At 54.0% G+C, this 23,697-nt stretch carries 18 protein-coding genes and 1 other RNA gene; 8 read left to right on the top strand and 11 right to left on the bottom strand.

Features of this window, described 5'->3' with window-relative positions; all coding sequences use genetic code 11:
- Nucleotides 1–380: 380 nt before the first annotated feature.
- The 8 genes from KYK14_RS03875 to KYK14_RS03840 all read right to left on the bottom strand — a co-directional run bounded on the left by KYK14_RS03875 (nt 381) and on the right by KYK14_RS03840 (nt 11,914).
- The gene (locus KYK14_RS03875) at nt 381–1,436 is read right to left on the bottom strand and encodes a glycosyltransferase (protein WP_219156988.1); all 1,056 of its coding nucleotides are present in this window, start codon (nt 1,434–1,436) and stop codon (nt 381–383) included.
- A 12-nt stretch (nt 1,437–1,448) separates the two neighbouring features.
- Nucleotides 1,449–2,978 (bottom strand): lipopolysaccharide biosynthesis protein, encoded by a 1,530-nt coding sequence (locus tag KYK14_RS03870; protein WP_219156987.1) that lies wholly within the window; start codon nt 2,976–2,978, stop codon nt 1,449–1,451.
- A gap of 250 nt (nt 2,979–3,228) precedes the next feature.
- Nucleotides 3,229–4,893 (bottom strand): ribonuclease Y, encoded by a 1,665-nt coding sequence (gene rny / locus KYK14_RS03865; RefSeq protein WP_185282562.1) that lies wholly within the window; start codon nt 4,891–4,893, stop codon nt 3,229–3,231.
- Nucleotides 4,894–5,017: 124 nt separating this feature from the next.
- The gene (locus tag KYK14_RS03860; protein WP_246455625.1) at nt 5,018–5,260 is read right to left on the bottom strand and encodes a cell division protein ZapA; all 243 of its coding nucleotides are present in this window, start codon (nt 5,258–5,260) and stop codon (nt 5,018–5,020) included.
- Between the two features lie 85 nt (nt 5,261–5,345).
- Nucleotides 5,346–5,642: a hypothetical protein gene (locus tag KYK14_RS03855; protein WP_185282560.1), complete on the bottom strand. Its 297-nt coding sequence runs from the start codon at nt 5,640–5,642 to the stop codon at nt 5,346–5,348.
- Between the two features lie 261 nt (nt 5,643–5,903).
- Nucleotides 5,904–8,408: a phenylalanine--tRNA ligase subunit beta gene (pheT, locus tag KYK14_RS03850; protein ID WP_219156985.1), complete on the bottom strand. Its 2,505-nt coding sequence runs from the start codon at nt 8,406–8,408 to the stop codon at nt 5,904–5,906.
- Between the two features lie 355 nt (nt 8,409–8,763).
- Nucleotides 8,764–9,381 (bottom strand): DUF1684 domain-containing protein, encoded by a 618-nt coding sequence (locus KYK14_RS03845; protein WP_219156984.1) that lies wholly within the window; start codon nt 9,379–9,381, stop codon nt 8,764–8,766.
- 79 nt (nt 9,382–9,460) lie between these two features.
- A complete protein-coding gene (locus tag KYK14_RS03840; RefSeq protein WP_219156983.1) occupies nt 9,461–11,914 on the bottom strand; it encodes an outer membrane beta-barrel protein in 2,454 nt (817 codons plus the stop codon).
- Between the two features lie 246 nt (nt 11,915–12,160).
- On the opposite strand from KYK14_RS03840, the gene KYK14_RS03835 reads away from it, so the two are divergent.
- Entirely contained in the window at nt 12,161–13,294 is a 1,134-nt protein-coding gene (locus tag KYK14_RS03835) for a sensor histidine kinase (RefSeq protein ID WP_219156982.1), read from the top strand.
- Nucleotides 13,291–13,986, top strand: a complete 696-nt coding sequence (locus KYK14_RS03830; protein WP_219156981.1) for a LytR/AlgR family response regulator transcription factor — start codon at nt 13,291–13,293, stop codon at nt 13,984–13,986. The genes KYK14_RS03835 and KYK14_RS03830 overlap by 4 nt, the downstream gene beginning before the upstream one ends.
- A gap of 170 nt (nt 13,987–14,156) precedes the next feature.
- On the opposite strand, the gene radC is transcribed toward KYK14_RS03830, so the two are convergent.
- A complete protein-coding gene (gene radC, locus KYK14_RS03825) occupies nt 14,157–14,900 on the bottom strand; it encodes a RadC family protein (protein ID WP_219156979.1) in 744 nt (247 codons plus the stop codon).
- Nucleotides 14,901–15,036: 136 nt separating this feature from the next.
- Between radC and KYK14_RS03820 the strand changes: the two genes are divergently transcribed.
- The 5 genes from KYK14_RS03820 (at nt 15,037) to KYK14_RS03800 (ending at nt 19,265) form a co-directional block, all read left to right on the top strand.
- The gene (locus tag KYK14_RS03820) at nt 15,037–16,263 is read left to right on the top strand and encodes a metallophosphoesterase (RefSeq protein WP_208307897.1); all 1,227 of its coding nucleotides are present in this window, start codon (nt 15,037–15,039) and stop codon (nt 16,261–16,263) included.
- Nucleotides 16,264–16,366: 103 nt separating this feature from the next.
- Nucleotides 16,367–17,014, top strand: a complete 648-nt coding sequence (locus tag KYK14_RS03815; RefSeq protein WP_219156977.1) for a hypothetical protein — start codon at nt 16,367–16,369, stop codon at nt 17,012–17,014.
- Nucleotides 17,015–17,130: 116 nt separating this feature from the next.
- Nucleotides 17,131–17,808 (top strand): carboxypeptidase-like regulatory domain-containing protein, encoded by a 678-nt coding sequence (locus tag KYK14_RS03810; RefSeq protein ID WP_185282551.1) that lies wholly within the window; start codon nt 17,131–17,133, stop codon nt 17,806–17,808.
- A gap of 149 nt (nt 17,809–17,957) precedes the next feature.
- Complete coding sequence (uvsE, locus tag KYK14_RS03805) at nt 17,958–18,860, top strand: UV DNA damage repair endonuclease UvsE (protein ID WP_185282550.1); 903 nt, start codon at nt 17,958–17,960, stop codon at nt 18,858–18,860.
- A 27-nt stretch (nt 18,861–18,887) separates the two neighbouring features.
- Complete coding sequence (locus tag KYK14_RS03800; RefSeq protein ID WP_185282549.1) at nt 18,888–19,265, top strand: hypothetical protein; 378 nt, start codon at nt 18,888–18,890, stop codon at nt 19,263–19,265.
- 656 nt (nt 19,266–19,921) lie between these two features.
- Here the strand turns inward: KYK14_RS03800 and KYK14_RS03795 are convergent.
- The gene (locus tag KYK14_RS03795; RefSeq protein ID WP_219156975.1) at nt 19,922–20,512 is read right to left on the bottom strand and encodes a hypothetical protein; all 591 of its coding nucleotides are present in this window, start codon (nt 20,510–20,512) and stop codon (nt 19,922–19,924) included.
- A gap of 234 nt (nt 20,513–20,746) precedes the next feature.
- Nucleotides 20,747–21,118, bottom strand: a transfer-messenger RNA (tmRNA) gene (ssrA, locus tag KYK14_RS03790).
- Between the two features lie 233 nt (nt 21,119–21,351).
- Between ssrA and dnaX the strand changes: the two genes are divergently transcribed.
- Complete coding sequence (gene dnaX / locus KYK14_RS03785) at nt 21,352–23,550, top strand: DNA polymerase III subunit gamma/tau (protein ID WP_219156973.1); 2,199 nt, start codon at nt 21,352–21,354, stop codon at nt 23,548–23,550.
- The last annotated feature ends 147 nt before the right edge of the window (nt 23,551–23,697 follow it).

Genomic DNA, 23,697 nt, shown 5'->3' with positions numbered 1-23,697 from the left:
TTTCCGCTCATTTCCTATTTAAAAAAGCAAGTAGAGATGCAAAAGTTGACGATCGAATGGAGCTATTAAGCGGCAAAAAATGGCGTTACACAGCTTCTAGTTGATGTGTATACAGAAGTAAGGGCAAAATAAAAGTCCGTTGCGCGGCATATGCCGGTGCAACGGACTACATATAATTTTCACTCATTTTCTGTTGCTGAATACAGCAAACTCAAACGGTCATTTTAAGTAAAAAATGACAAAATTTTATAACTCACTGTTATTCTGGCATTTTTAATGTTAGCACGTTTCCAACACTAAATTGTATTGCATGCACACTATTTCAGTCTCAATAATTTCTTCTTGTAATATCCGATGCAGTGTCGCCTAATATGCAACGCTTATAAAAAAAGCGACTTATAGAAGGCAACAGTGTTACGTGCAATAATTTTTGGTTCAAATGCAATAAGATTCGGCTTGCCTTCTAATCTAGTAGTAACGTCCCTCATACAATTCATTAAATGATCCGCAGAAAGCGCACCCTTATACAATTTAATCCACTCGGTCCCAACTACATTACTTAACTCCTCCAAGGCCCCTGAATCAGAAGCTAATGTTGGGCGATTAAAGCTAAGGTTAAGGAAAATAGACCCAGAATTAAATACTTTATCATACGGTGTAACTACTAAATCAGCGCAGTTAAAATAAGTTTGCAACTCTTCATCTTTTATGAATGAATCATACAATACTATATTCTTGTTAATTTCTATATCATTAAGTACCCCTATCATATCTTTATGCACCTTCCCTGCTATAAGTAGTAAGGTATTTGTGTTATCCATTTTATTATAAGCCTCAATGAGTCCTGTTACATTTTTGTAAGGTCTTATCTGCCCTAAGAACAGGAAAACAAACTTATCTTCAGGTATTTCTAGCTTCTTTCTCGCTTGTAATTTAGTAATACTGTTAGTGTAATACTCTTTGTAATGTGGATGTGCTAAATGGACATACCGTTGATTCGCCTGATTACTGCTCATCTCCTTTATAATATACAACCCAGGCTTATTAAGGCTAATAAATCCATCCGTTTGCCTATACATAAAATTCGCAAGACTTTTCTGAAGATCGGGAAAATTACCTTCATGTGCTTCTAAGTTATGAACAGTCCACACTACTTTTACTCCTCGCATTTTTATATATTTAATAAATAAAAACAGAATATTCATTCTAATATTTGCTTTACGCTCATTATTTCCGAATAATACATAAGTAGGCCAATGTATATGAAATACTTTATAATTAACATTTAAAATATGCTTAATCACGCTTTTCAATGAAAAAACAAAATCATATACTACACAATTTTCTTCTTCAATACTTTTGTAAAGTATATAGTTATAAGGATTGTCTTTTTTTGTAGAGAAGCCAGGCCAAGCTAAAATTCCAAATTTGCTCATGTGGGAATTAAATTATTTCTTTTTAATAGATTGTGCCATTTCAACAATTGCCGCAACCTTTCTTCTAGTAGAAGAAAATGTAATCATCAAAGTTAGGTAAACGAACGCACCAACTATAAAACCGCATATACAATACCATACTAGTGGCAATGCTATATTATACCGTTGCAGTAAAATACCATAGACAGCCATTGCTATACCGCTAGTCACTGAGAAAGCTGCTGGTAAGGTTATTTCTTTTAAAAAGGCCATTGCGCTAATCGGGCTTTGATTAAGAATATAGTATAACACGGGCACAAACAATGTATATCCTACTATACCCTGTGCAATAGCAACCCCTCGAACACCATCTAGAAAAACTCCTATTGCAAAGCCTGCTACCATAAAAAAAGCGTTAATTACCCCTATTACGAAGTATTTTTTTACACTACCAGTAGTTATTAAAACCAAGCTTGGCGTACTTGCTACCGGTTGGATAAAAGCAGAAATAGCTAATACTTGAAAAATAGGACCAGCATCTGCCCACTGTTCTCCTAGGATAAGTAAAATTAATTCATTGGAAAAAACACCAAGATATACAATCATCGGCATCGAAAAGAATGCTAAAATAAATAGATACCTAAAGTAGAAACTCCTATATTTTTCCTTGTCACTCTGTAGTGAGCTTAAGGCAGGAATAGCTACCGAATTTAGCGGATTTCGCAGCTGTGTGATAGGTAACATAAGAAGCTGATACGCTTTAGAATATAGCCCAAGCGCTACTGAACCTACAAAACGGCCAATAAACACATTATCCATATTTCTGGAGAAGTGATTTACTACATCAAAACCTGTAATACCGGCGCCAAACTTTAAAAATGAACCCGTTTCAGATTTTTTAAATGTTAGGTCAGGCCTCCAATCACACAAAATCCATAAGGCTATTGTCTGCAATGCTGCTAATACTAACCCTTGCATCACAAGCGCCCAATAACCAAATCCCAACCAAGCCAGCAAAACCCCAATCAATAAGTTTAGACCAACAGTAACTAACTGCAATAGGGCCAAACTATTAAAATACATCTGCCTTTTTAGCAAAGCATTGTGTTGTAGCGACAACCCCGCTATGAATATAGTCAAAGCGGCAACCAACGTAATATTTAATAGACGTTGTTCATGGTAAAAACTCGCTATAGCTGGTGCTAATACAGCAACTACTAATGCTATTAAAAAACTAATAAAAACATTTACCCAAAAGACTGAGCTTACTTCACTTTGTGTTAATTCTTCTCGCTGAATAATAGCAGATGATAATCCTAGGTCTTTAAAAATAATAATAAATCCCGTTACGCTACTTACCATAGCTACCAAACCATAATCTTCAGGTAACAGTAGCCGAGCTAGAATAACAGTCTGTGCAGTCGACATCAAAAACAGAATAATTTGTCCTGCCATTGTGCTTACTCCGCCTCTGATAGATCGATCTTTCAGACCATCTTTGAGGTGCAGAGTATCAAACCATTTATCGTTTCTGGTGCCTTGCAATACTGTATTTTGATTCATTTTATTTTGTTATTCACCATGCCCGAAGCCACTTAGCTATGCATTGCGTGAGCAAGTTTAATGTATTATTCTTAGATTATTTGTTTTTAGATCGTTTTGAGACGCGTTTGTATTAGACTACCCAATCCTATCTCAGGTTAATAAGCTGCTTTGTTTAACCTGTATCACTTAGGTAATGGCTAACTGTGGCAAAGCAAAAAGGCCGTCGCAACTCTCGTTGCAGCGGCCTTTTTTTGCTTGTTGCCCTACCCTACTTGGCGTAGGCAACGGCGCGCATCTCCCGAATGACCGTAATCTTGATCTGGCCGGGATACTGCATTTCCTTCTCGATTTTCTGCGAAATCTCGTAGCTCAACTCCTGGGCGCGGTCGTCAGTCACGTTCTCGGCATTCACCATCACGCGCAACTCGCGACCCGCCTGAATGGCGTAGCACTGCAACACCCCGTCAAACGACACAGCTGTTTCTTCCAGCTGCTTCAGACGCTTGATGTAGCTTTCCATCATCTCGCGGCGGGCGCCGGGGCGCGAGCCCGAGATGGCGTCGCAGGCCTGCACCAGCGGCGCAATCATGGCCGTCATCTCCATCTCGTCGTGGTGGGCGCCAATGGCGTTTACCACATCGGGGTGCTCTTTGTACTTCTTGGCCATCTCCATGCCCAGAATGGCGTGGGGCAGCTCGGGTTCCTCGGTGCTTACCTTGCCGATGTCGTGCAGCAGGCCGGCCCGTTTAGCGTGCTTCACGTTCAGGCCCAATTCGGCGGCCATGGTGGCGCACAGGTTGGCTACCTCGCGCGAGTGCTGGAGCAGGTTTTGGCCGTACGATGAGCGGAAACGCATGCGCCCGACCATCTTCACCAGCTCGGGGTGCAGGCCATGAATGCCCAGGTCGATGATGGTTTTCTCCCCGATTTCCACAATTTCCTCGTCGATGTTCTTGCGGGTTTTGGCCACAATCTCCTCGATGCGAGCCGGGTGAATGCGGCCGTCCTTCACCAGCAAGTGCAGGCTCAGGCGGGCCACCTCGCGGCGCACCGGGTCGAAGCCCGAAATGATGATGGCCTCGGGCGTATCATCCACGATAATCTCCACGCCGGTAGCGGCTTCCAGAGCGCGAATGTTCCGACCCTCGCGGCCGATAATCTTGCCCTTCACGTCGTCCGACTCGATGTTGAACACCGATACGCAGTTCTCAATGGCGTGCTCGGCAGCCGTGCGCTGAATGGTTTCCAGCACCACTTTCTTGGCGTCCTTGGTGGCCGTGAGCTTGCTCTGCGCCACTACGTCTTTGATGTAGGAGGATGCCTGCAGCTGCGCCTCGTTTTTCAACGATTCTACCAGTTGCTCGCGAGCTTCGGCGGCCGTCAGCCCCGAAATGGTTTCAAGCTGCTGCTGCACTTGGCGGGCCTTCTCTTCGGCCTCTACCTCACGCAATTGCAGCTTCGCTAGCTGGGCTTCGTGGGTGGTCTGGCGCTTTTCTTCCTGGGCATCCAGCCGGTCGCGCTGTTGTTGGGCGTCGTTCTGGAGCTTGTCGCGCAGGGTGTCCAGCTCTTTTTCCTTGCGCTGAATCTGGTCGAGCTGTTTTTGCGTGGTTTGCGTGAGCTGCTTGATGTTCTGCTCCTGCTCCACTACGGCTTGGCGGCGCTGGGTCAACTCAGTGTCCAGCTCAGCTTTTTGGCGGCGGCTTTCCTGCTCAAACTCATGCTTGAGGGTCCGAAACTTGTCTTTCGACTGCTGAATCCGCTCGTCGCGGATGCGGTTGGCTTTCTCTTCTGCTTCTTGCAGAAGCTGTTGGGCGCGAGCGCGAGCCTCGGCCTCATGGTCCTGCCGGGCCTTGCCGGCCAGCAGGCGGCCGACAAACACGCCGGCCACAAGGGCAACGACGGCGGCCAGCGCAATATAAACATAGGGTGACATGTGCTATGGTTTTTGGGGAAGGGTATATAAAAACCATAACAAAAAAACTAGTCCAACGCGTGCCCACCCGCGCAGCCGATTGCCGCAGGGGTAGGGTAAGCGTGAAACCGAAGCCGGGCTACGATTAGCCCAGCACCAGCGACGAAAGCAGCTCGTCCAAGCGCGCGAGGCGCTCGGTAAGGGCTGCATCGGTGCCGTCCTTCTCCTTGCCGACCTTCAGGCGGTCGACCATTGTAGTTAGGGCAATCATGGCCAAAAGGTCCTGTTTGTCCTGGATGCCGTACTGGTCGCGGAACTCCTTAAGCTTTTCATTCAGCAGCTTACCGGCCATGCGCAGGCGCTCCTCATCGGGAGCGGCAACGCGCATGGGATATTCCCGTTCAGCAATACGAATTTTTATGGCTAAGTCGCTCATGCGAGCAGTGCGTTTTTAGGTGGATGGGGATAGGTCGTTACTCCTTCAAATAGGCAAGGCACTTATCTATTTCGCGGATGTATTCGTTGAGGCGCAGTTTCAGCTCGTTGACGTGGGCAGGTTTCTCTGCTACGGTATTGACAAGTTTAGCGATATTCTCCCGGTTCTGGAAATCCTTGAGCTGCCGGTCCCGGTCGCGCACATCGGCGCGCAGCTGCTCAATGGTGGTTTGGGCATCGCTCAATTCCTCCCGCACCTGCTGATAGGCAGCCACTAAGCTGTTCACTTGCCGCTCCAGGCGGTCGAGTTGGGCTAGTTGCTGGGAGGAAGCCATTTTTCAGTTTTAGATTAGTTGTCTACAATTTCTGAAAGAATAAAACTAGAACGTCATGCTCCATCTGGCGTCCGCTTATCGAAGCATCTCTACCGCTTTGTTGCTACCCGTTGAGGTTACTAACGGTAGAGATGCTTCGATAAGCGGACGCCAGATGGAACATGACAATACTATCCATTCGTCAGCACGCGAGATTTCTCATCTCTGCTTGATGCGCAGAATGTTCAAAATGACATTCAGACTTCCCCCAAAAACCACTCCTTACTTCCGAATCAGGGCGCCGGCCTGCTTCTCGAATTGCTGGATGAGACGCTGCATCACCTGGTCGATGGCTTGGTCGGTGAGGGTTTGGGTAGGGTCTTGCAGGGCGAAGCTCACGGAGTAGGATTTCTTGCCTGCTCCCAGGTTCTCGCCCTCGTATACGTCGAACACATTCAGGCTGTGCAGAAGTTTCTTCTCGGTGCGGCGCGCAATCTGCTGCAACTGATCGAACGTCACGGTCTTGTCTACCACCAGCGACAAGTCGCGGCGCACCTCCGGGAACTTGGGCAGCTCGCGGGCCACCAGCGTGTTCTTGTACTTGCGCACCAGCCAGTCCCAGTCCAACTCGGCGTACCACACCGGTTGGTTCACGTCGAGCTGCTTGAGCACGCCCGGCGACACGGCCCCCAGGTGCACCACCGGCTGGTTCTGCACCAGCAAGGTAAGCCCACCCGCGAGGTAGGGATGCTGCACCGGCTGGCTGGCATAGTTGCTGAAGCCCAGCGAGGCCAACACCTGTTGCACTGCCCCGGCCAGGTCGTGGAAGGTGGTTTTCTCTGCCTTGTGCTGCCAGGTTTCGGAAGAGGCGTTGCCGGTGAGCAGCAGCACCAGCTTGTTCTGCTCCTGGTGCTTGCCCGTCTCGGGCTTCTGCGAGTAGGCTTTACCGAACTCGTAAAGCTTCAGGTCTTTCTGACGACGGTTGAGGTTGTAGCGCACCACTTCCAGGGCCGAGTGCAGCACCGTGGGACGCATGATGTCGAGGTCGGCGCTGTTGTAGTTGTGCACGCGCACCAGCGTGGCGTCCTGGGCACCCTTCTGCTCGAAGTAAGCTGAGTTAGTGAGCGAGTTGGTGATAATCTCCGAATAGCCCTGCCCGCTGAGCAAGCGCGCCGTATTCTGGCGCAGCACCTCGGGGTCGGGGTTCGGGAACTTGGCGAGGTAGGAAGCGGAGTTGAAGGGCCGCAGCGCCACGTTGTTGTAGCCGTAGATGCGCAGAATTTCCTCAATCACATCGGCCTCACGGGTCACGTCTACCTTGTGCGGCGGAATTTTCAGGTGCCATTCCGTTGCGGATTGGTCGTTGGTTGCCGGTTGAGTGGAAAGGAGCGTCAGATGCTCGGCCAGGTCCTGCCCTATTGCATTACCTGGTGATGGTTGCTCCTGAATCTCAATATCCAAATCCGTCAGAATCTGCCGGATGCGGTCCTCGCCTATCTCCTGCCCTACCAGTTTAGTTACGCGGGGTAGGCGCAGGCGCACCTCCGTAGGCTGAATGGGGGTAGGATATTCGTCGACCACCGGCGCGGCAATGCGCGCCCCGGCCACTTCCTGCAACAGCAGCGCCGCCCGCTTGAGGGCTACCGGCACCATATCGGGGTCGGTACCGCGCTCGAAGCGGAAGGAAGCGTCAGTTTTGAGCTGGTGTGTCTGGCTAGTTTTGCGCACCACGGCCGGCGCGAAATAGGCGCTTTCCAGGAACACGCGGGTAGTGGCGTTGCTCACACCCGAGGTCTTGCCCCCGAACACACCGGCCAGCGCCAGGGGCGCGCCGTTGGCATCGGCAATAACCAAGTCGGCGGCCTGTAGGGTGCGCTCCGTGCCGTCCAGCGTTACGAACTTCTCGCCAGCTTCAGCCCGCTTCACTCGAATCTGGTTGTCCGTAATCTGGTCGGCATCGAAGGCGTGCAGGGGGTTGCCCAATTCGTGCAGCACGAAGTTGGTGACATCCACCACGTTGTTGATAGGCGACAGACCAATGCTGCGCAAGCGGCGCTGCAACCACTCCGGCGACGGTCCTACCTGTACGTTATCGACTAGCAAGCCGGCATAGCGTGGGCAAGTGGCTTCGTCCTCGATGGCGACGCTGATAGTGCTTTCGGCCGAGGTAGGCGCTTGGAAGCCGCTCACGTCGGGTAGGTGGCAGGACTGGCGCAGCAGGGCGCGCAGCTCGCGGGCCACGCCGTAGTGCGAGGCCGCGTCGGCGCGGTTGGGCGTCAAGCCAATTTCAAATACCGAATCGGAACCCAATCCGAAGTACTCAGCGGCCGGCGTGCCATTGGGCAAGTCGGTATCGAGCACCATAATACCAGCGTGCGACTCACCCAGCCCAATTTCATCCTCAGCGCAAATCATGCCTTCAGAAGCCGCCCCGCGAATCTTGGACTTCTTGATTTTGAACGGCTCACCGCTGCTAGGATGCAGCATAGCACCTTCCAGTGCCACCACCACTTTTTGGCCGGCTGCCACGTTGGGCGCACCGCATACAATCTGGCGCGGGGTGGCATCGCCTACGTCCACGGTGGTCAGGCTGAGCTTATCGGCATCGGGGTGTTTTTCGCGGGTGAGCACGGTGCCCAGCACCACGCCGCGCAGCCCACCGGGCAAGCTTTCCAGCTCCTCAATGCCTTCCACTTCCAACCCGGAGCCGGTCAGCAGCTTCCCGATTTCCTCGGCCGATTGGGTGGTAGGGATGAGCGTACGGAGCCAGTCGTATGATATTTTCATGGGGTCATTTGCTAGTTGTTCGTTGTCAGGTAATAGTTGTTAGTTATCCGTTTTGAGTGACGCGAATACACATCATTTGGCAACCAACAACCAGCATCCGACAACTGATGCTGCCCGCAAAGGTAGGGATTTGGCAGGCTGCCCGAAACGCAGCCTGCCCTAGCTTTTTGCTTGTTTATCGGAACCTATCTACAGCACCGAAGTTCTTTCGTCCAAAACCCACCTGTCATCCTGAGTGGAGCGAAGGATCTTCTCACAGCAGAACGACGGACGTAACAACGACTCGCTTTAACGTGACAAGGTCCTTCGCTCCACTCAGGATGACAGGTGGGTTTCAGATGTATGTTCCCTACCCCTACTCGTGAAAGGCCTTTTCGCCGGCTGGGATTTCTACATTCAGCCTATTCTCAGTTGGCGGCAGGGGGCACACGAAGCTGTTGTTGTAGGCGCAGTAGGGATTATAGGCGTGGTTGAAATCGAGGGTGATTTCGGTGTCGTCGGGGGCGGGTACGGCGGCGTCTAGGTAGCGGCCGCCGCCGTAACTACCGAGGCCGTTGGTGCGGTCGGCGAAGGGAATGAACAGCGTGGTATCGGGGCCGAATGCCCGGCGGTAGAGCGTCAGCTTGTATTCCTGCTTATTCAGAATAAAAGTGGCTTGACCCCAGCGCAGGTAGGTTTCGGGTTGCGCGCCGGTGGTAGCCATGCGCGTGGTATCCCGCAGCGTGAAGCCCTGGTACTGCGCATCGAGGCGGTAGGCGCGGTCGGGGGCGTAGTAGGGTAGGGCTTTGAACGTGTCGCGCTGGGCCTGGCTGAGCGGCGAGCCGTTCACGCGCCGGAACGAGTCGTCTTTTTCCTGGCGTGCCTTCTTTACACCAATAATATATTGGCTGTCGCTCAGCACCAGGTCTTGCAGGAAGTAGCCCACAATCAGCAGCAGGCCTAGACCAATAAAGAATTTCGGGTTGATTTTCACAGAGGCAAAGGTAGGGGCTGGCGCGAACCCCTGCTTCACCAATTATACTTTTAAACAGGATAGTAGCCAGGATGAAACACTAGTTAGCGCTGCTTTCCATGCGCATTTTCTCGCTTTCAATGCCCGTGCGGCGCGTTCTGATAGCCTTCACTTTCTGGTTACCGAAGCGGTAGCTGAAATTCAGCCGGACAAAGCGGGTTTCAGCTTTATCGAGGCTATAGGCCTGCATATCCTTCGCCCGCGTATCATAGCGGCGCTTTTGCATGTTGAAGGGGTCGAAGACACTCAGGGTGAGGGTTCCGTTTTCTTTCAGCACCGATTTCGTTACCGCAAGGCTACCGCCATATTGCGCCTTGAAGGAGTAGGCCCCGTACGTGAGCGGCGACTGGTAGAAGAGGGATATTTCTGAGCTCATGCCGTGCGGCAAATTCACGGTGTTGTTGCTGCTGGCCATTACCCCTACACTCGACCGGTTGAGCCAGGGCATGGTAGGCGAGTTTAACCGGATGTAGGTTGCGCCCACAAAGTTCGACGTAGTCAGCACGCCGCCCAGCAACTGCTTGGTCAGGCTCACATTGCCGTCCACTGCCGTGGCACGGCTCAGGTTAGCGTCGGACTGAATGACGATGTTGGTAGCCGGGTCGCGGCGGTATATTTCCGCTAGGATATTCGTGTGGCGGCCGTAGGACAAGGACGTCGTCACCGCATTGTTGTAGCTGTGCGAAACAGAGTAGTTATCGGAAAAAGAGGGGCGAATGGTGGGGTTGCCCTGGTAGTAGAGGTAGGGGCTAACGTAGGTCAGAAAGGGATTGATAATGCCGAAGCGGAACCGGTCAATCTTGCGCTGGTAGCTGACATTCCATTGCTGCTTTTCCGACATGGTGTAGTCCAGCGCCACGTTGGGAAACAGGTTGAAGTAGTCGCGCTTATTTACCTGCTGGAGCGTCAATGATTCGCCTTCGCTGTGCGTGTGCTCGGCCCGTACGCCTAGTTGCACGGTTAGTTTCTTGCTCACCGGCTGGCGTACCGAGACGTAGCCCGCATTGATGTACTCGCGGTAGACGAAGTGGTTGGTGCGTTGCGCGTCGTTGAGCCAGTTGCCGCCCTCAGCCAGATTTTCCCAATGAATGTCGCTGTCGGTGATGGTGCGCAGCGACTTCAGGCCTGCTTCCAGCGCCGTAGCTTTGCCGAAGGAGCGCGTGTAGTCGGCGGTGAAGGAAGCCACCGTATTGCTGGCCGGTGAGTAGGTGCGTAGCGCAGAAGCCGTTGTTTCCTCAGTCGATAGAGCATAACTGGCATTGCGGTATTGCTCGTCGAAGCGCTTGCGAAAGGTGAGGTAATCCGCGTTGAGCTTCAGCTCCCCGCCGGCCGAATCCAGCACCGTGCGGTAGTACAGGCTAATGGTTGGGTTGAGGCCGCGCCCGGTGCCGTCGGTTTGCAGCACGTTGGTCGTGCTGAGCGGGCCGTTCAGGTTCGCCACCGCAGAGTTGGTATTGCCGTTCGTTTCGCGGGCAGAGTGTATCCCGCGTACTTGCAGGCCCACCGAGCTGCGCTTGGTAAGGTCGTACTCCACGTTGATGCGCGCCGTCTGGCTGTTGCGCTCGGTCTGGGTGTAGCTCGCTTCGTCGATGCGCGTTTCCGGGTTCAGCATGCGGTTGCTGGTTAAGCGGCGGTACTGCTTGGCGCGTTGGTAGTCGAGGCCCCCGAATACGTTTAGCTTGTCGCGGCGGTAATTCAGGGTGAAGCCGCCGTTGTAGCGGCCGAAGCGGCCGCCCCCTACCCCGGCACTCACGCTACCGTTGGTGCCAAAGGCGCTGTTTTTCTTGGTGAGGATGTTGATGACGGCCCCGCCATTGGCGTCGTACTTGGCCGAGGGGTTGGCTATTACTTCTACCTTGTCGAGGGTGTTGCTGGGTAGGGAGGCGAGCAGTTCGGCTAGGTCGTTGCCCCCCAGGTTGGTCACCTTGCCGTCGATGAGTACCAGGGCCGTTTTGCCCCGCACCACGTAGCGGCCACCTTGGTCCATCACGCCCGGGGCGCGGCTTAATACTTCGGCAGCGGTGCCGCCCGCCGCCAGCGGACTAGCGGCCACGTTGAGCACCAGCTTATCGGCGTGCTGCTCGATGAAGGCTTTCGAGCCCATTACCTTCACCTCGCCCAGCGCGTGATGCTCGGGGGCCAGCGCCAGCGCCACCGCGGGCGTACTTCCGCCCCCTACCGCCACAGCCACCGGCTGGCCGGCACGGTAGCCCAGGTAGCGCACTTCCAGCGTATACGCTCCCTTCGAGAGGCCCGCAAAGCTGAACCCGCCTTGCTCGGTCGTGACTGTGCTTAGCATTTGATTGGTATCGTCTACTGCGCGCAGCACCACCGTCGCGAAGGGCAGCATCTGCCCCGACACGCTGTCGGCCACCGTGCCGGCCAAAGTACCTGGGGCCACCGGGGTGTGGGCGGTGGGCGTTTGTGCGGTAGTCGTAGTAGCTACCGACGTGAGAGTGCCGGCGAAAAGCAGGAAGGCGAAGACATTTTTCATAACGGAAGGATGATGTAGCCAGGGAGTGAATCCGTGCCGCTAGTCGGCTGGGAATGGGACAAAACAACCACCCCGCCGGCCTACCCTTCCGCTTTTTTCGACCGCACTACGGTTGATTTCGACCAAGTCCAACGCGGCCTTTTTTAGTCGAAATAAAGGCCGCATTAGTCGAAAAACCGGCCTCCTGACTTTCGTATCCGGTGCAAAACCCGCCACCTTCGCCCCTATGCAAACACCTTCGCCCCTATGCAAACACCTTCCCCACCCCTTCCCGCTGCCGACAGGTCCAGCCGTTTCCCGCTTGTGTTCGAGGGTATAGTGTGGGTGCTCTATGCGGGGCTTTATAAGTACAGCATATTCATGCAGGAGGCCATAAGCCTAATGTCCCTCACCGAGCGGGACAATCTGCGCTACTCCCACCTTTTCCCGTACCCTCAACTGATGCTGTTTGCCGGGGTGGCTACACTTTACATTGTGCCCTACTACCGGGGCTTATTGCCGTGGCTGCTGCGCCGCCGCCGCTACGTGCTGCTCGGCATCGGGGCGGTGCTCTATGCTTGGTGGGGCATCAAGCTGAACTTGACACTGGCGCACGACCTGTTTCAGTACATCCCCAGCCCGCCCCGGCTGGCCGCCTATTACCATCAGAGCTACCTTGAAGCGGTGGTCACGCTGGCGGGCCGAGCCCAGCGGCATATCACCCTGCTGTTTACCGATATGCTGGCTTTCAGCTGCGTGGGTTTCGTGCGGGTGGCTTTCGAGCAGGAAGCGCGCCGCCGTCACATCGAGAAAGAGCACGCCGCTTTGCAACTGGAGCAGCTCAAGGCTCAGTTGCAGCCGCACTTTCTGTTCAACACTCTCAATAGCATCTATGGCCTGAGTTTGGCCGGCTCGCCCGAGACGCCGCGCTTTATCCTGCTACTTTCTGAGCTGATGCGCTACGTGCTCTACGACAGCGGCAAGGAGTACATTGAGCTGCCGCATGAGGTGGCCTTTCTGGAAAACTACTTCGAGTTGGAGCAGCGCAAGTACGAAAGCGCCAGCATCCGCTTCACGGCTACTGGCACGGAGCCGTTTGGGCGGCAGGTACCGCCGCTGCTGTGGTTGCCGCTGGTAGAGAACAGCTTCAAGCACGGCCGGCACCACTTCAGCGACGAGGCCAGCGTGGAGGCCACGCTCACGGCCACGCCCGGCACCCTGCATTTTGTGATTGAAAACGATATGCTGCCTACCCCGCCCCCTACCTCGCCGCGCCGCAGCGGGGGCATTGGGTTGGAGAACATCCGGCGACGCCTGCAACTGTACTACCCCGGCGCCCATCAGTTGCACCTATCCGAGCACGCCGGCCGCTACCGCGCCGAGCTTATCTTGCACGCATGAGTACTGCCCCTACCCGCTGCCTGATTGTAGACGACGAGCCCCTGGCCCACCAGGTGCTCACCCGCTTCATTGCCCAAACGCCCGGCCTCGTCCTCAGCGGCCAGTGCCGCAACGCCATGGAGGCCCACGACTACCTGCGCCAACATCCCGTCGATCTGCTGTTCCTGGATATTGAAATGCCGCTGGTAACGGGCCTGCATTTCCTCAAAGCCCTCGAAAATCCGCCCAAAACCATTCTGACTACCGCCTATCGCGAGTACGCCTATGAGGGCTACGAATTAGAAGTGCTCGACTACCTGCTCAAGCCCTTCAGCTACGAGCGGTTCGCGAAAGCCGTGGCCCGCTATCAGCTCCCGGCCCCTGCCCTACCCGATGCGACAACGCAGGAGTATTTGCTGCTAAAAGACCAGGGCGGCCTGCTGAAAGTGCCGCTACCTACCATCCGCTATGTGGAAGGCTGCAAAGACTACGTGAAGGTGGTGACGGAAGCCAAAACCTACCTCCACCACGCTACCATGCAGAAAATGACGGAGTTGCTGGGGCCCCGCTTCGTGCGGGCGCATCGGTCGTTTATTGTCGGGGCGGCTCACATCAAGCTGCTTCAACCCGAGCAATTGGTGTTAACCGATGGCAATGCTATTCCTATCGGCAATTCTTACAAGCTGGAATTGAGAGCTTATTTTGAAAAGTAAGGTAGAGCACTGCTACTATCTGTCATGCTAAACCTCGCTTGTCATCCTGAGCGCAGCGAATGACCTTCTCACGCTGAAACGATTATCGTAACAACGACTCGTTCTAACGTGAGAAGGTCCTTCGCTGCGCTCAGGATGACAGATGCAAATCATAAGATGACGCCATTAGATTACAGCATCCCTTCATCCGCGAAGCTGTAATACCCCAAGTCCGTGTAAATCAGATGGTCCAGAATGGGTAAGTCCAAGAACTGGCCGGCTTCCTTCAGCTTGCGCGTAAGGGCAATATCGGCGGCGCTGGGGTTGCGGTTGCCGCTGGGGTGGTTGTGTACCAGGATGATGCTGCTAGCCAGTTGCTCTAGGGCGTGCTTGAAAATAAGTTTGGGGTCGGCCACGGTGCCGGCCACGCCGCCGGTGCTCACGGGCTGCTTGCGCATCACCACGTTGGCGCGATTCAGTAAAACCACCCAAAACTCTTCATGCGGCAAGTCTTGTAAGTTGGGCCGGATGGTGTTGTAGATGTCGGTGGAGCAGGTGATAACCGTGCGCTGGCTGGCGGTGGCTTCCTTGCGGCGTCTACCCAGCTCCAAGGCCGCCACAATGGTAATGGCCTTGGCCTCGCCGATGCCTTTGTGGCGCATGAGTTCCTTCACCGAGAGCTTCGCTAGTGCATTCAAATCATTCTCCACGGCTTGTAAAATCAGTTTGGCTACGTCTACCGCCGAAAGCTTGGCCGTGCCCGAGCCCAGCAAAATGGCCATCAGCTCGGCGTCGGAGAGGGTAGCACGGCCTTTGGCCAGCAGCTTTTCGCGGGGGCGGTCTTCCTCGGCCCAACTCTTGATGCTGAAGGAGGTAGGCGCCGAGTACGTATGAGTAGGAAGCTGCTCGTCGGCTAAACTATTTACCGGATTCATTGTACACCTGTGTGAAATTACATGCCTCCGGTAAGCAAACATAGTACCGGCCAGCATACAGTAAAATCTCCGTTCTTTCGTCTACCCTCACGCGGCCGTTTGGTGGCTGTTTTCTTCTTCCCTCCTTCGTTTTTGCATGTCTCGTTTTTTGTCGTTACCAGTTCTGTTTTTCTTTCTCTTAGTTGAATGGTACGGCCTGCAAGCCGTGCGCACCGCCATCCAACCCGACACATCTGGCGGCCGGCGGCTGACTGCGGTGGTATATGTGGTGGTGACGCTGCTGGTCTGGGGGCTGGGCATTTGGGCCATCAGCACGCGCCGCACCGCGCAGCCGCATTACAAAGTCTACTTCTTGGGCCTATTGTTGGGACTAATTGCGGCCAAGCTTGTGATTGCCCTACCCCTACTGCTGGAAGACGTGGTGCGGGGCGGGCGCTTCGTGGCGCGGCAGTTTAGCGGCAGCTCAGCGGGCGGTGAGCCTATTTCGCGCAGTGCGTTTCTGAGCCGGGCGGCGCTATTGCTGGGTGCCGTGCCCTTGGTGGCGCTGGTCTGGGGCATCGTCCGCGGTGGCACCGACTACCAGGTGAAGCGTCGGGTGCTGCGCTTCCCCAATTTGCCGGCTTCGTTCGACGGCTTCAAAATCCTACAAATCTCGGACCTGCACACGGGTTCATTCACCTCCAAAGAGCCGTTGCAGCGTGCCGTAAAGATTATCAACGACCAACAGGCCGACCTCATTTTCATGACCGGCGACTTGGTAAACAACGTGGCGACGGAGGTAGAAGAGCACATTGAGACGCTGGCGGGCATTCGCTCGAAGCGGCCTATTTATTCCATCCTCGGCAACCACGATTACGGGGACTATGTGCAGTGGGAATCGTTAGAGGCTAAACGCGCTAACCTGGAACGCCTGATGCAGAACCACGCCAAAATTGGGTGGGAACTGCTGATGGACGAAAACCGTGTGGTAGAGCACAATGGCGAGAAAATCGCCATTCTCGGCGTGCAAAACTGGGGAACCAAGTTCGTGCAGCACGGCAATCTGGCCAAAGCGCACGCTGGCTCCGGCGATGCGCCGTTCAAAATCCTGCTCACCCACGACCCTACCCACTGGGATGCGCAAGTGCATGAGTACCAAGACATCGACCTGACGCTCTCAGGCCACACGCACGGCGCGCAATTTGGCGTGAACCTGCCGCACCTGAAGTGGAGCCCCGTGCAGTATGTATACAAGCAGTGGGCCGGCCTGTACAAACGAGGTAAGCAGCACCTGTACGTAAATGTGGGCCTAGGCTTTCTGGGCTACCCTGGACGGGTAGGATTTTTACCCGAAATCACAGTGCTGGAATTGCGCCGCGCGTAGGTCCGGTAAAAGTCAGTGGAGCGAGCAAAAACAACCTCCTGCCCTTAGATGCGTATATGCCGCACATTCCTTTTTTGCTCTCTCCTCTTCATACTGACTTATCATGAAAAAGACTTTTTTGCTGCTCAGCTGCGCTGCTGCGCTGACCATGGCTTCCTGCTCGGACAACAAAACCGAAACCACCACCACCACGGATACCATGAATACTGCCGCGTCTACCACCGACGCGAATGATGCTACCTACCGCTCGCAGGCCGATGCCACCGCCCAGCGCATGGCTACCGACCTGAACGTGACGGACACAGCCGCCATATCGAAAGCCCGCGACGCGTACTACAACCGCGCCCGCAAGCTGGCCGATGTGCGCAACCAGTACACCAACGACACCACCGGTCTGGGTGCTGCCAAGCGTGCCGCCTACCTGGAGTCGAACGAGGAATTCCACGATTTCCTGACCCCTGAGCAGTACACGGCCTACACCAGCAACCCCGGCCGCTACTACGAGGAAGTAGATATCGTGACCGTGACGCCGGCGCCGGCGCCGCTTACGCCTGGCCAGAAGATTGAGCGCGCTGCCGCTGGTGTAGCGCCCGGTACCAAAGTAGAAGGTCCCGATGGTAGCAAGATTGAGGTTGATAAAGACGGCGACATCAAAATCAAAGATGCCCAGGGCAACAAAGCCAAGAAAGCCGGCGACGATGGCACCGTGAAGCTGAAGCCTGAAGACGGCGACAAAGTAAAGATCAAGTAGCCTCGTTTCTCTCGTATACAAAAGCCCGCCCGTGCAACGGAGCGGGCTTTTTTTGGCTCAATCTGTAAACCACAGGCAATAGTGCCGAAAGTCTGCGTTAGCTTTGTTTTGTGAGTATGCTACCTTTTCCACGTCTTGCGCAACTACAGGTGGTGCGGTTGCTAGGGCTTCTGCTCCTGTTGTGGCTGTGGTCGGCCGGCGCCGCACAGGCCCAAGTACGCGTGACAGGTACCGTATCAGACGCCGAAACGCGCAAGCCCGTGCCGCGGGTTACGGTGCTACTCCAAGGCAAAGGCCAGGGCGTTATTGCTTCTGACCAGGGCGATTTCAGCCTGACCGCCACCGCCCGTGATACCTTAGTGTTTCAGGCCCTGGGCTACAAAACCCAACGCTTGGTGGTAGGCAACAGCGGCTTGTCGCAAATTATTCTGCAAATCAAGCTGCAACCGGCCAGTATTGAGCTGCAAAGCGTGGAGGTGCGCCAGGGCCGCCCCTCCGATGCCGTGATTAACCGGGCCCTACGCAACATGAAGCGCCCTACCCCACCCGATAATGCCGTAAAGCGTCCGGCCCCGCCCAAGCCCCTGTTCCCCGTCGATAGTACGGCGCCAAAGTCAGCTACGGAATCGGCCTCGATACAAAATCCAGTGAGCCTGCTCTACGAGCAGTTCTCGCGCGAAGGCAAACAGCGCCAGAAGATGGAGGAAATTCAGGCGCAGGAAAGGCTTCAAAAAGCTCTTAAAGCCCGACGAGAGTATAACAAATACTTTTTGGATAATCGGGGTTATGAATAGCCTTTTTACAGTGCTTTGACGCTTTTTTTAGTAGCCTAACTCCGTAGCTTGCTGTAATAGCAAATTCATAGTCAATACAATATGAATTTACACATACTACGTATAACCTTTTCTACAACTTCGTCCGGTGGTAATCGTACGATTGTAGTATGAGAATAGGGTATCCTTGCGTCAATGAATCGCTTGATTGTTCCTCTGCATCTACGTTTCGATTGGCATCTTACTCAGATGAACGCGTGGAGCAGACCGTGGCCAACAATTTGGCTTGCTTGCAGCGCATTCTGACGTATAACGTAGAAAACGACCTGCTCTTTTTCCGGATTGGGTCGAATATCGTTCCGTTTGGTTCGCACGCTATCAATACCTACCCGTGGCAAACCCGATTTGCAGCGGAGTTCCGAGCCATTGGCGACTACATCCGGCAGCACCAAATGCGCGTGTCGTTACACCCCGATCAGTTTGTGGTGCTGAACTCGCCCGACGCAGGCATTGTAGAGCGCAGTATTGCCGAGCTGGTTTACCAGGGCTCTATGTTGGATCTGATGGGCATGGACACCACTGCCAAGCTGCAAATCCATGTAGGAGGCCTCTACAACAACCGCGAGTTGGCTCTCAATCGGTTTGAGGACACGTACCGGACCCTACCCGAACAGGTGCGTAACCGGGTGGTTATCGAAAACGACGACCGCCTCTTCAGCCTGCGCGACTGCCTGCGCCTGCACGAGGCCGTGGGCGTCCCCATTCTGTTCGATACCTTCCACCACGAATGCCTGAACCACGGTGAGCCAATGGCGGAGGCCCTGCGCCTAGCCGCCTCTACCTGGCACCCCATCCGCGACGGTGTAATTATGCTGGACTACAGTTCACAGCAGCCCGGTGAACGCAAAGGCAAACACACCTCCACGTTGGTCGATGCCCTGTTCCACGACTTGCTACCGCACTTGCACGGCCTTGATGCGGATATCATGCTGGAAATAAAAGATAAAGAATCTAGTGCCCTACGTGCGGCAACTATTCTACGACAAGCGGGTCTACTACAAACCGCTTCCTAACTCTCTGCTCCCTCACCTTATTTCGCTATGGCAAACCTTCCCTCCGCTCATTCGGGCGATATCCTTCTCACCCATACTATACAGGCTCTGCTGCAAGGTCCTACCGGTATCCCCATTAGCACGTCGCTCACCCACGTTGACCAGTGGTATCAGCTTCTGATTGATAGTGGTATACCTGCTTTTCAGGACATTGCCCGCGAGTTGGGCAACCTGCAATCGTTGATCAGCGCGGAGCAGGATATTTTTGATGGTAAATCCATCGGCCGGTCGCTCAGCATGCTAGGCGCCCAAACCATTCAGGCCGCCGATAACGTGGATGATACGCTGAAGGCCGATTTGAGCAAGCTCGGCGACCTGCTAATTAAGTTTGGCGGCGATTTGGAAAACCATGCCTTACTAGCATAAGAAGCAGACGCTTACCAGCAAGCCCGTTTCCATCTCGTGGGAACGGGCTTTTTTTCTGCCAATAGCTTATTGTATGCCCCTTTTTGTTGGTATTATTCTCGTAGAAATGGATTACGAATATATTATGAAATTTTTGAACTACTTCAATACCAACCACATGCGACGATGAAACATAATTATATTAGGTTTTGCAAAATTATAACAGGAGTAGTATATTTCCAGAACCTTTAAACGTCTTGGCCTTGTGTTTAGGACGTTCTGCTCTCTCGCCTTATCTATCCCGCCCATGTACACACCAGCAAAAGAACTCGAGCTCACTTGGTATGAGAAGCTATTCATGTATGGCGCGTTAAGCTGGGCTAGCGTAGCGGGCTATTGTATCGTACATGTACTATCCTAGTTCAGCAGTCACTGCTTGCTTAAGGTAGGATACCGTTTTGCACGAGCGCAAGGCAGAAACCCACGTGCTACATGGGGTTTCTGCCTTGCGCTCGTAGTTTTCCGGCAAACGCTGCTAGAACTTAATGCGCCGTTCCCAAACTAGAGGTAGAAGAAATAAATAACACGCAAAAAAGCCCGTTTCCGTACCGGAGGCGGGCTTTTCTATGGGGTCACGGATAGAGGTTTAGACCTGATCAAAGCCACAGGCGACTAAGCTAGGGTGTCTGCTCTGTGGCTAAGAAATCACGAACTGCTTGTTCAGTAATAAGATAACTGGCTCCGTTGCGACGGGCTTTGTCATTATTAGGTCCAGAGTATTGAGAACAAATTCGTCCACTAAACACAAGTTCCCGCGCTTCTTCCTCCGTGCTGCTTAGCCGATCGGCTAACTTTCGCTCCATAGGACGATTGACGCCTATACGGTACACCCTACCCAGTTTGCGTTCCTCTACCAGGGCTTCCATCAATACGTCGAAGTGTGCTCTATTCTCTGCTAAGCGCTGGGTCAAATTCTTGGCTTCAGCCACTGAGTCATCAGACGGGAAAGGCAGAGAAATTACTTTATTCGTTTCTACCATATCCCCTTCACCTAATACAAGCCAATCCATCCGCACCTGCGGTAAGGCAGCCCCTATTTTTTGTAGGACTACTACAGATGGAACACTCTGCCGGCTACCTAAGATTAATCTTAAACTCTGATAGCTTATATCCGCAGCCTTCGCAAAGGCTAATTTATTGCCTTTATGATAACATTGCACTAACTCAGCAATTCGCTGATTCACAGATTTTCGTTCCTTCTCATTCATAACTCTGTATCTACTTCTTCGTCATTTTGCACAAAATAACAGATACAAATTTGGATTATTCCAGTGAATACACCAACATATGCGGCAAGATGAATGATAGATTAATATTTTGCCGCTTCCTTAAAGCTGTAAATCCCTTCTAGCCTTTGTGTACTGTATAAAACATGAAAGCAGCGTCTCTTGCTGTACCCCCTAAAAACAAAAAGCCCGTTTCCATATCGGAAACGGGCTTTTTTGTGGAGTCGCAGGGATTCGAACCCTGGTCCAGACAAGGAAGGCGTCGGGCTTTCTACGTGTGTATCTATGCTTGGATTGTCGGGGTAGCCCGGGCGCACATCAGGCCTTTAGTCTACCCGTAGATGCAGTTAGGTTTCGCCGCGTGGTCACACCTCCCACGTGGCTATCTTTTACTTACGACGCCCCGAACTCACCCGTGTAAAAGAAAACGGATGCGGGACGATGGCATTACTTAGTACCTAGACTAGGCAGCCATGGCGTAGGAATACTCGCCAGTTATTGTTCGGACGACTTTTTAACGGGAGATTCATCCAACTCCCGACACGCTTACTCGCGACTTGCACAAGCTGTCAATTCCATGTCGACCCCAGATTAGAAAGAACGGTACCCGCCGTAAGAGGCGGGGCGTAAATGTACGCGGATTAGTTAGAAAACGTTGCAGCAGGGCTAATTTGTTCCCATTTGTCATTCCGAGCGCAGCGAGGAATCTGCGTGAGATGCTACTATCTTCTACCTCAGATTCCTCGCTGCGCCCGGAATGACAAACACCGCTGCTGACTTCCGAAGCCCACCTTTTTGGGGTATCTTTGTAGGATAGCACTATGGAGAATTTCGTTGTTTCGGCCCGGAAGTACCGTCCGGCCACGTTTCGGAGCGTGGTGGGACAGCAGCACGTTACCACCACCCTGCAAAACGCCATTGCCTCGCAGCATTTAGCGCAGGCCTTTCTGTTTTGCGGGCCGCGAGGGGTAGGCAAAACCACCTGCGCCCGCATCCTGGCCAAGACCATCAACTGCGAGTTTGTGGAAGAGCACGTCCGTAAGGGCCGCTCGGTGGCGGAACTGGTGGCGGCAGGCCGGCAGGACATCATCCCCGACTCGGTGCTCAACTCTCCTACCCCCGACGCGCCCACCGAGCTGGAAGCCTGCGGCAAGTGCTCGTCGTGCCGGGCGTTTCAGGAAAACGCTTCCTTTAACGTGCACGAGCTGGACGCGGCCTCCAACAACTCGGTTGAGGATATTCGCTCTTTGGTAGAGCAGGTGCGCTACGCTCCGCAGCAGGGCCGCTTCAAGGTGTACATCATCGACGAGGTGCACATGCTCTCGAATGCGGCGTTCAACGCGTTTCTGAAGACGTTGGAGGAGCCGCCGGGCTATGCCATTTTCATTCTGGCTACCACCGAGCGCCACAAGATTATCCCTACCATCCTGTCGCGCTGCCAGATCTTCGACTTCAACCGGATTCGGGTTGACGACATTCGGGGGCATTTGCGCTACGTGGCCACTCAGGAGAAAATCAAGGCCGAGGACGATGCTTTGCATCTGCTGGCGCAGAAGGCCGACGGCGGCCTACGCGACGCCTTGAGCATGTTCGATCAGATGGTGACCTTCGCCGGGCACGACCTGAGCTACAAGGATGTAGTGCAAAACCTGCACATTCTCGATTATGAATACTACTTCCGGCTGGTAGATGCGCTGTTGAGCGAGAACCTGTCGCAGACGCTGCTGCTACTGGATGAAATAATGCAGAATGGCTTCGACCTGCACAACTTTGTGGTAGGCGCCGCTGAGCACTTGCGCGGTCTGCTGGTGTGCAAAGACCCCGTGACGGTACAGCTATTGGAGGTGTCGGAGGGCATTCGGCAGAAGTACGTGCAGCAGGCACAGGCCGCTCCGCTAGCGTTCCTGCTATCGGCGCTTAATCTGGTAAGCCAGTGCGACCGGGAGTTCAAGCAGGCCAAAAACCAGCGTTTGCACGTGGAGCTGACGCTCATGAAGCTGGCCTACCTCAACGGTGCCGTGCAGTTTGCCCGCGACCTGAGCAGCCCCGCCGCCAACGGCGAGGCGAAAAAAAAAAGTAGCCCCGTAGCACCGCCTACCCCTGCGGCGGCAGCTGATAACCAGTTGGTGGCCGATGGTACTGCTGAGGCACCGGCTGCCTATGCCGTAGCCGCGCCGCCTACCACTGCACCAGCGCCGCCCGCGACCCGTCCTCTACCCTCACCTACCCCAGTAGCGGTCAGTGTTCCGGCCGCGCCTGCTGCGCCAGCACCAGCAGTAAGCGCGCCCCCTACAGCGCCCCCCCTGCAACACGCCCCCGCCGATCCACAGCCAATTGTGCCGGTAGAAAGCGGCGTAGAAGAACTGCACGACACGCCCAGCATAGAGGACGAGACAGCCGACTTACCCAACCCTACCCAGCAATTCCGCGACACGCAGCCGCACGTGGAGGTAGGGCGCCCCAGCTTCGAGGGGCACGAGCCGGCACCTGGTTTGCCGCTGCCTCCGGTTACGCGCCCCAGCGGTCCAATCCAGTCGAAGGTGCCTAGCCTGCCGAGCTTATCGGCCCTGAAAGCGAAGGTAGCCCAGCAGGCCAGCACTGTGAAAGCGACTCCTACCCTCGATGTGGAGCCTACCTCTGTGGACGGCCTACCGCCGATAGACGAAGAAGTATTGCACCGCGTGTGGAACGAGCTGAAGGAGGAGCGCAAGGCACAAGAACGAATGAGCGAGTATATGGTGCTCAACCGCCCCGTGCAGGCCAACGCACGTCATACGATAGAGCTCATTGTAGACAATCCGGTGCAGGTGGACCAGTTCAACGAGTTTCGGGCGGAGCTGCTCACAGAGCTGCGGCGGCGCACGGGCTACCCCCGTCTCACGGTGCAGGTAAGCGTAGCTCCACAGGCCCAAACGGCCCGCAAGCTTTACACGTCGTCGGATAAGTTTGAGTACCTGGCCGAGAAGTTTCCGATGCTACACGAGATGAAGCAGCGCTTGGGATTGGATACGGATTTCTAGACCACGGATTCTGGCGGATTTTTCGGATTGATCGGATTTTGTAGACGATTGCGGCTTGGCTGTCATCCTGAGCCTGCGAAGGGCCTTATCACGGTAGAACTACAGGTATTATAACGACTCGTTCAACTGGCAGAATGTCCTTCGCAA

Source organism: Hymenobacter profundi (genome assembly GCF_019334315.1).
GTDB classification, from domain to species: Bacteria; Bacteroidota; Bacteroidia; order Cytophagales; family Hymenobacteraceae; genus Hymenobacter; species Hymenobacter profundi.
The sequence above is the reverse complement of the archived record's forward strand: the minus strand, read 5'-3'. Positions and strand labels throughout refer to the sequence as shown.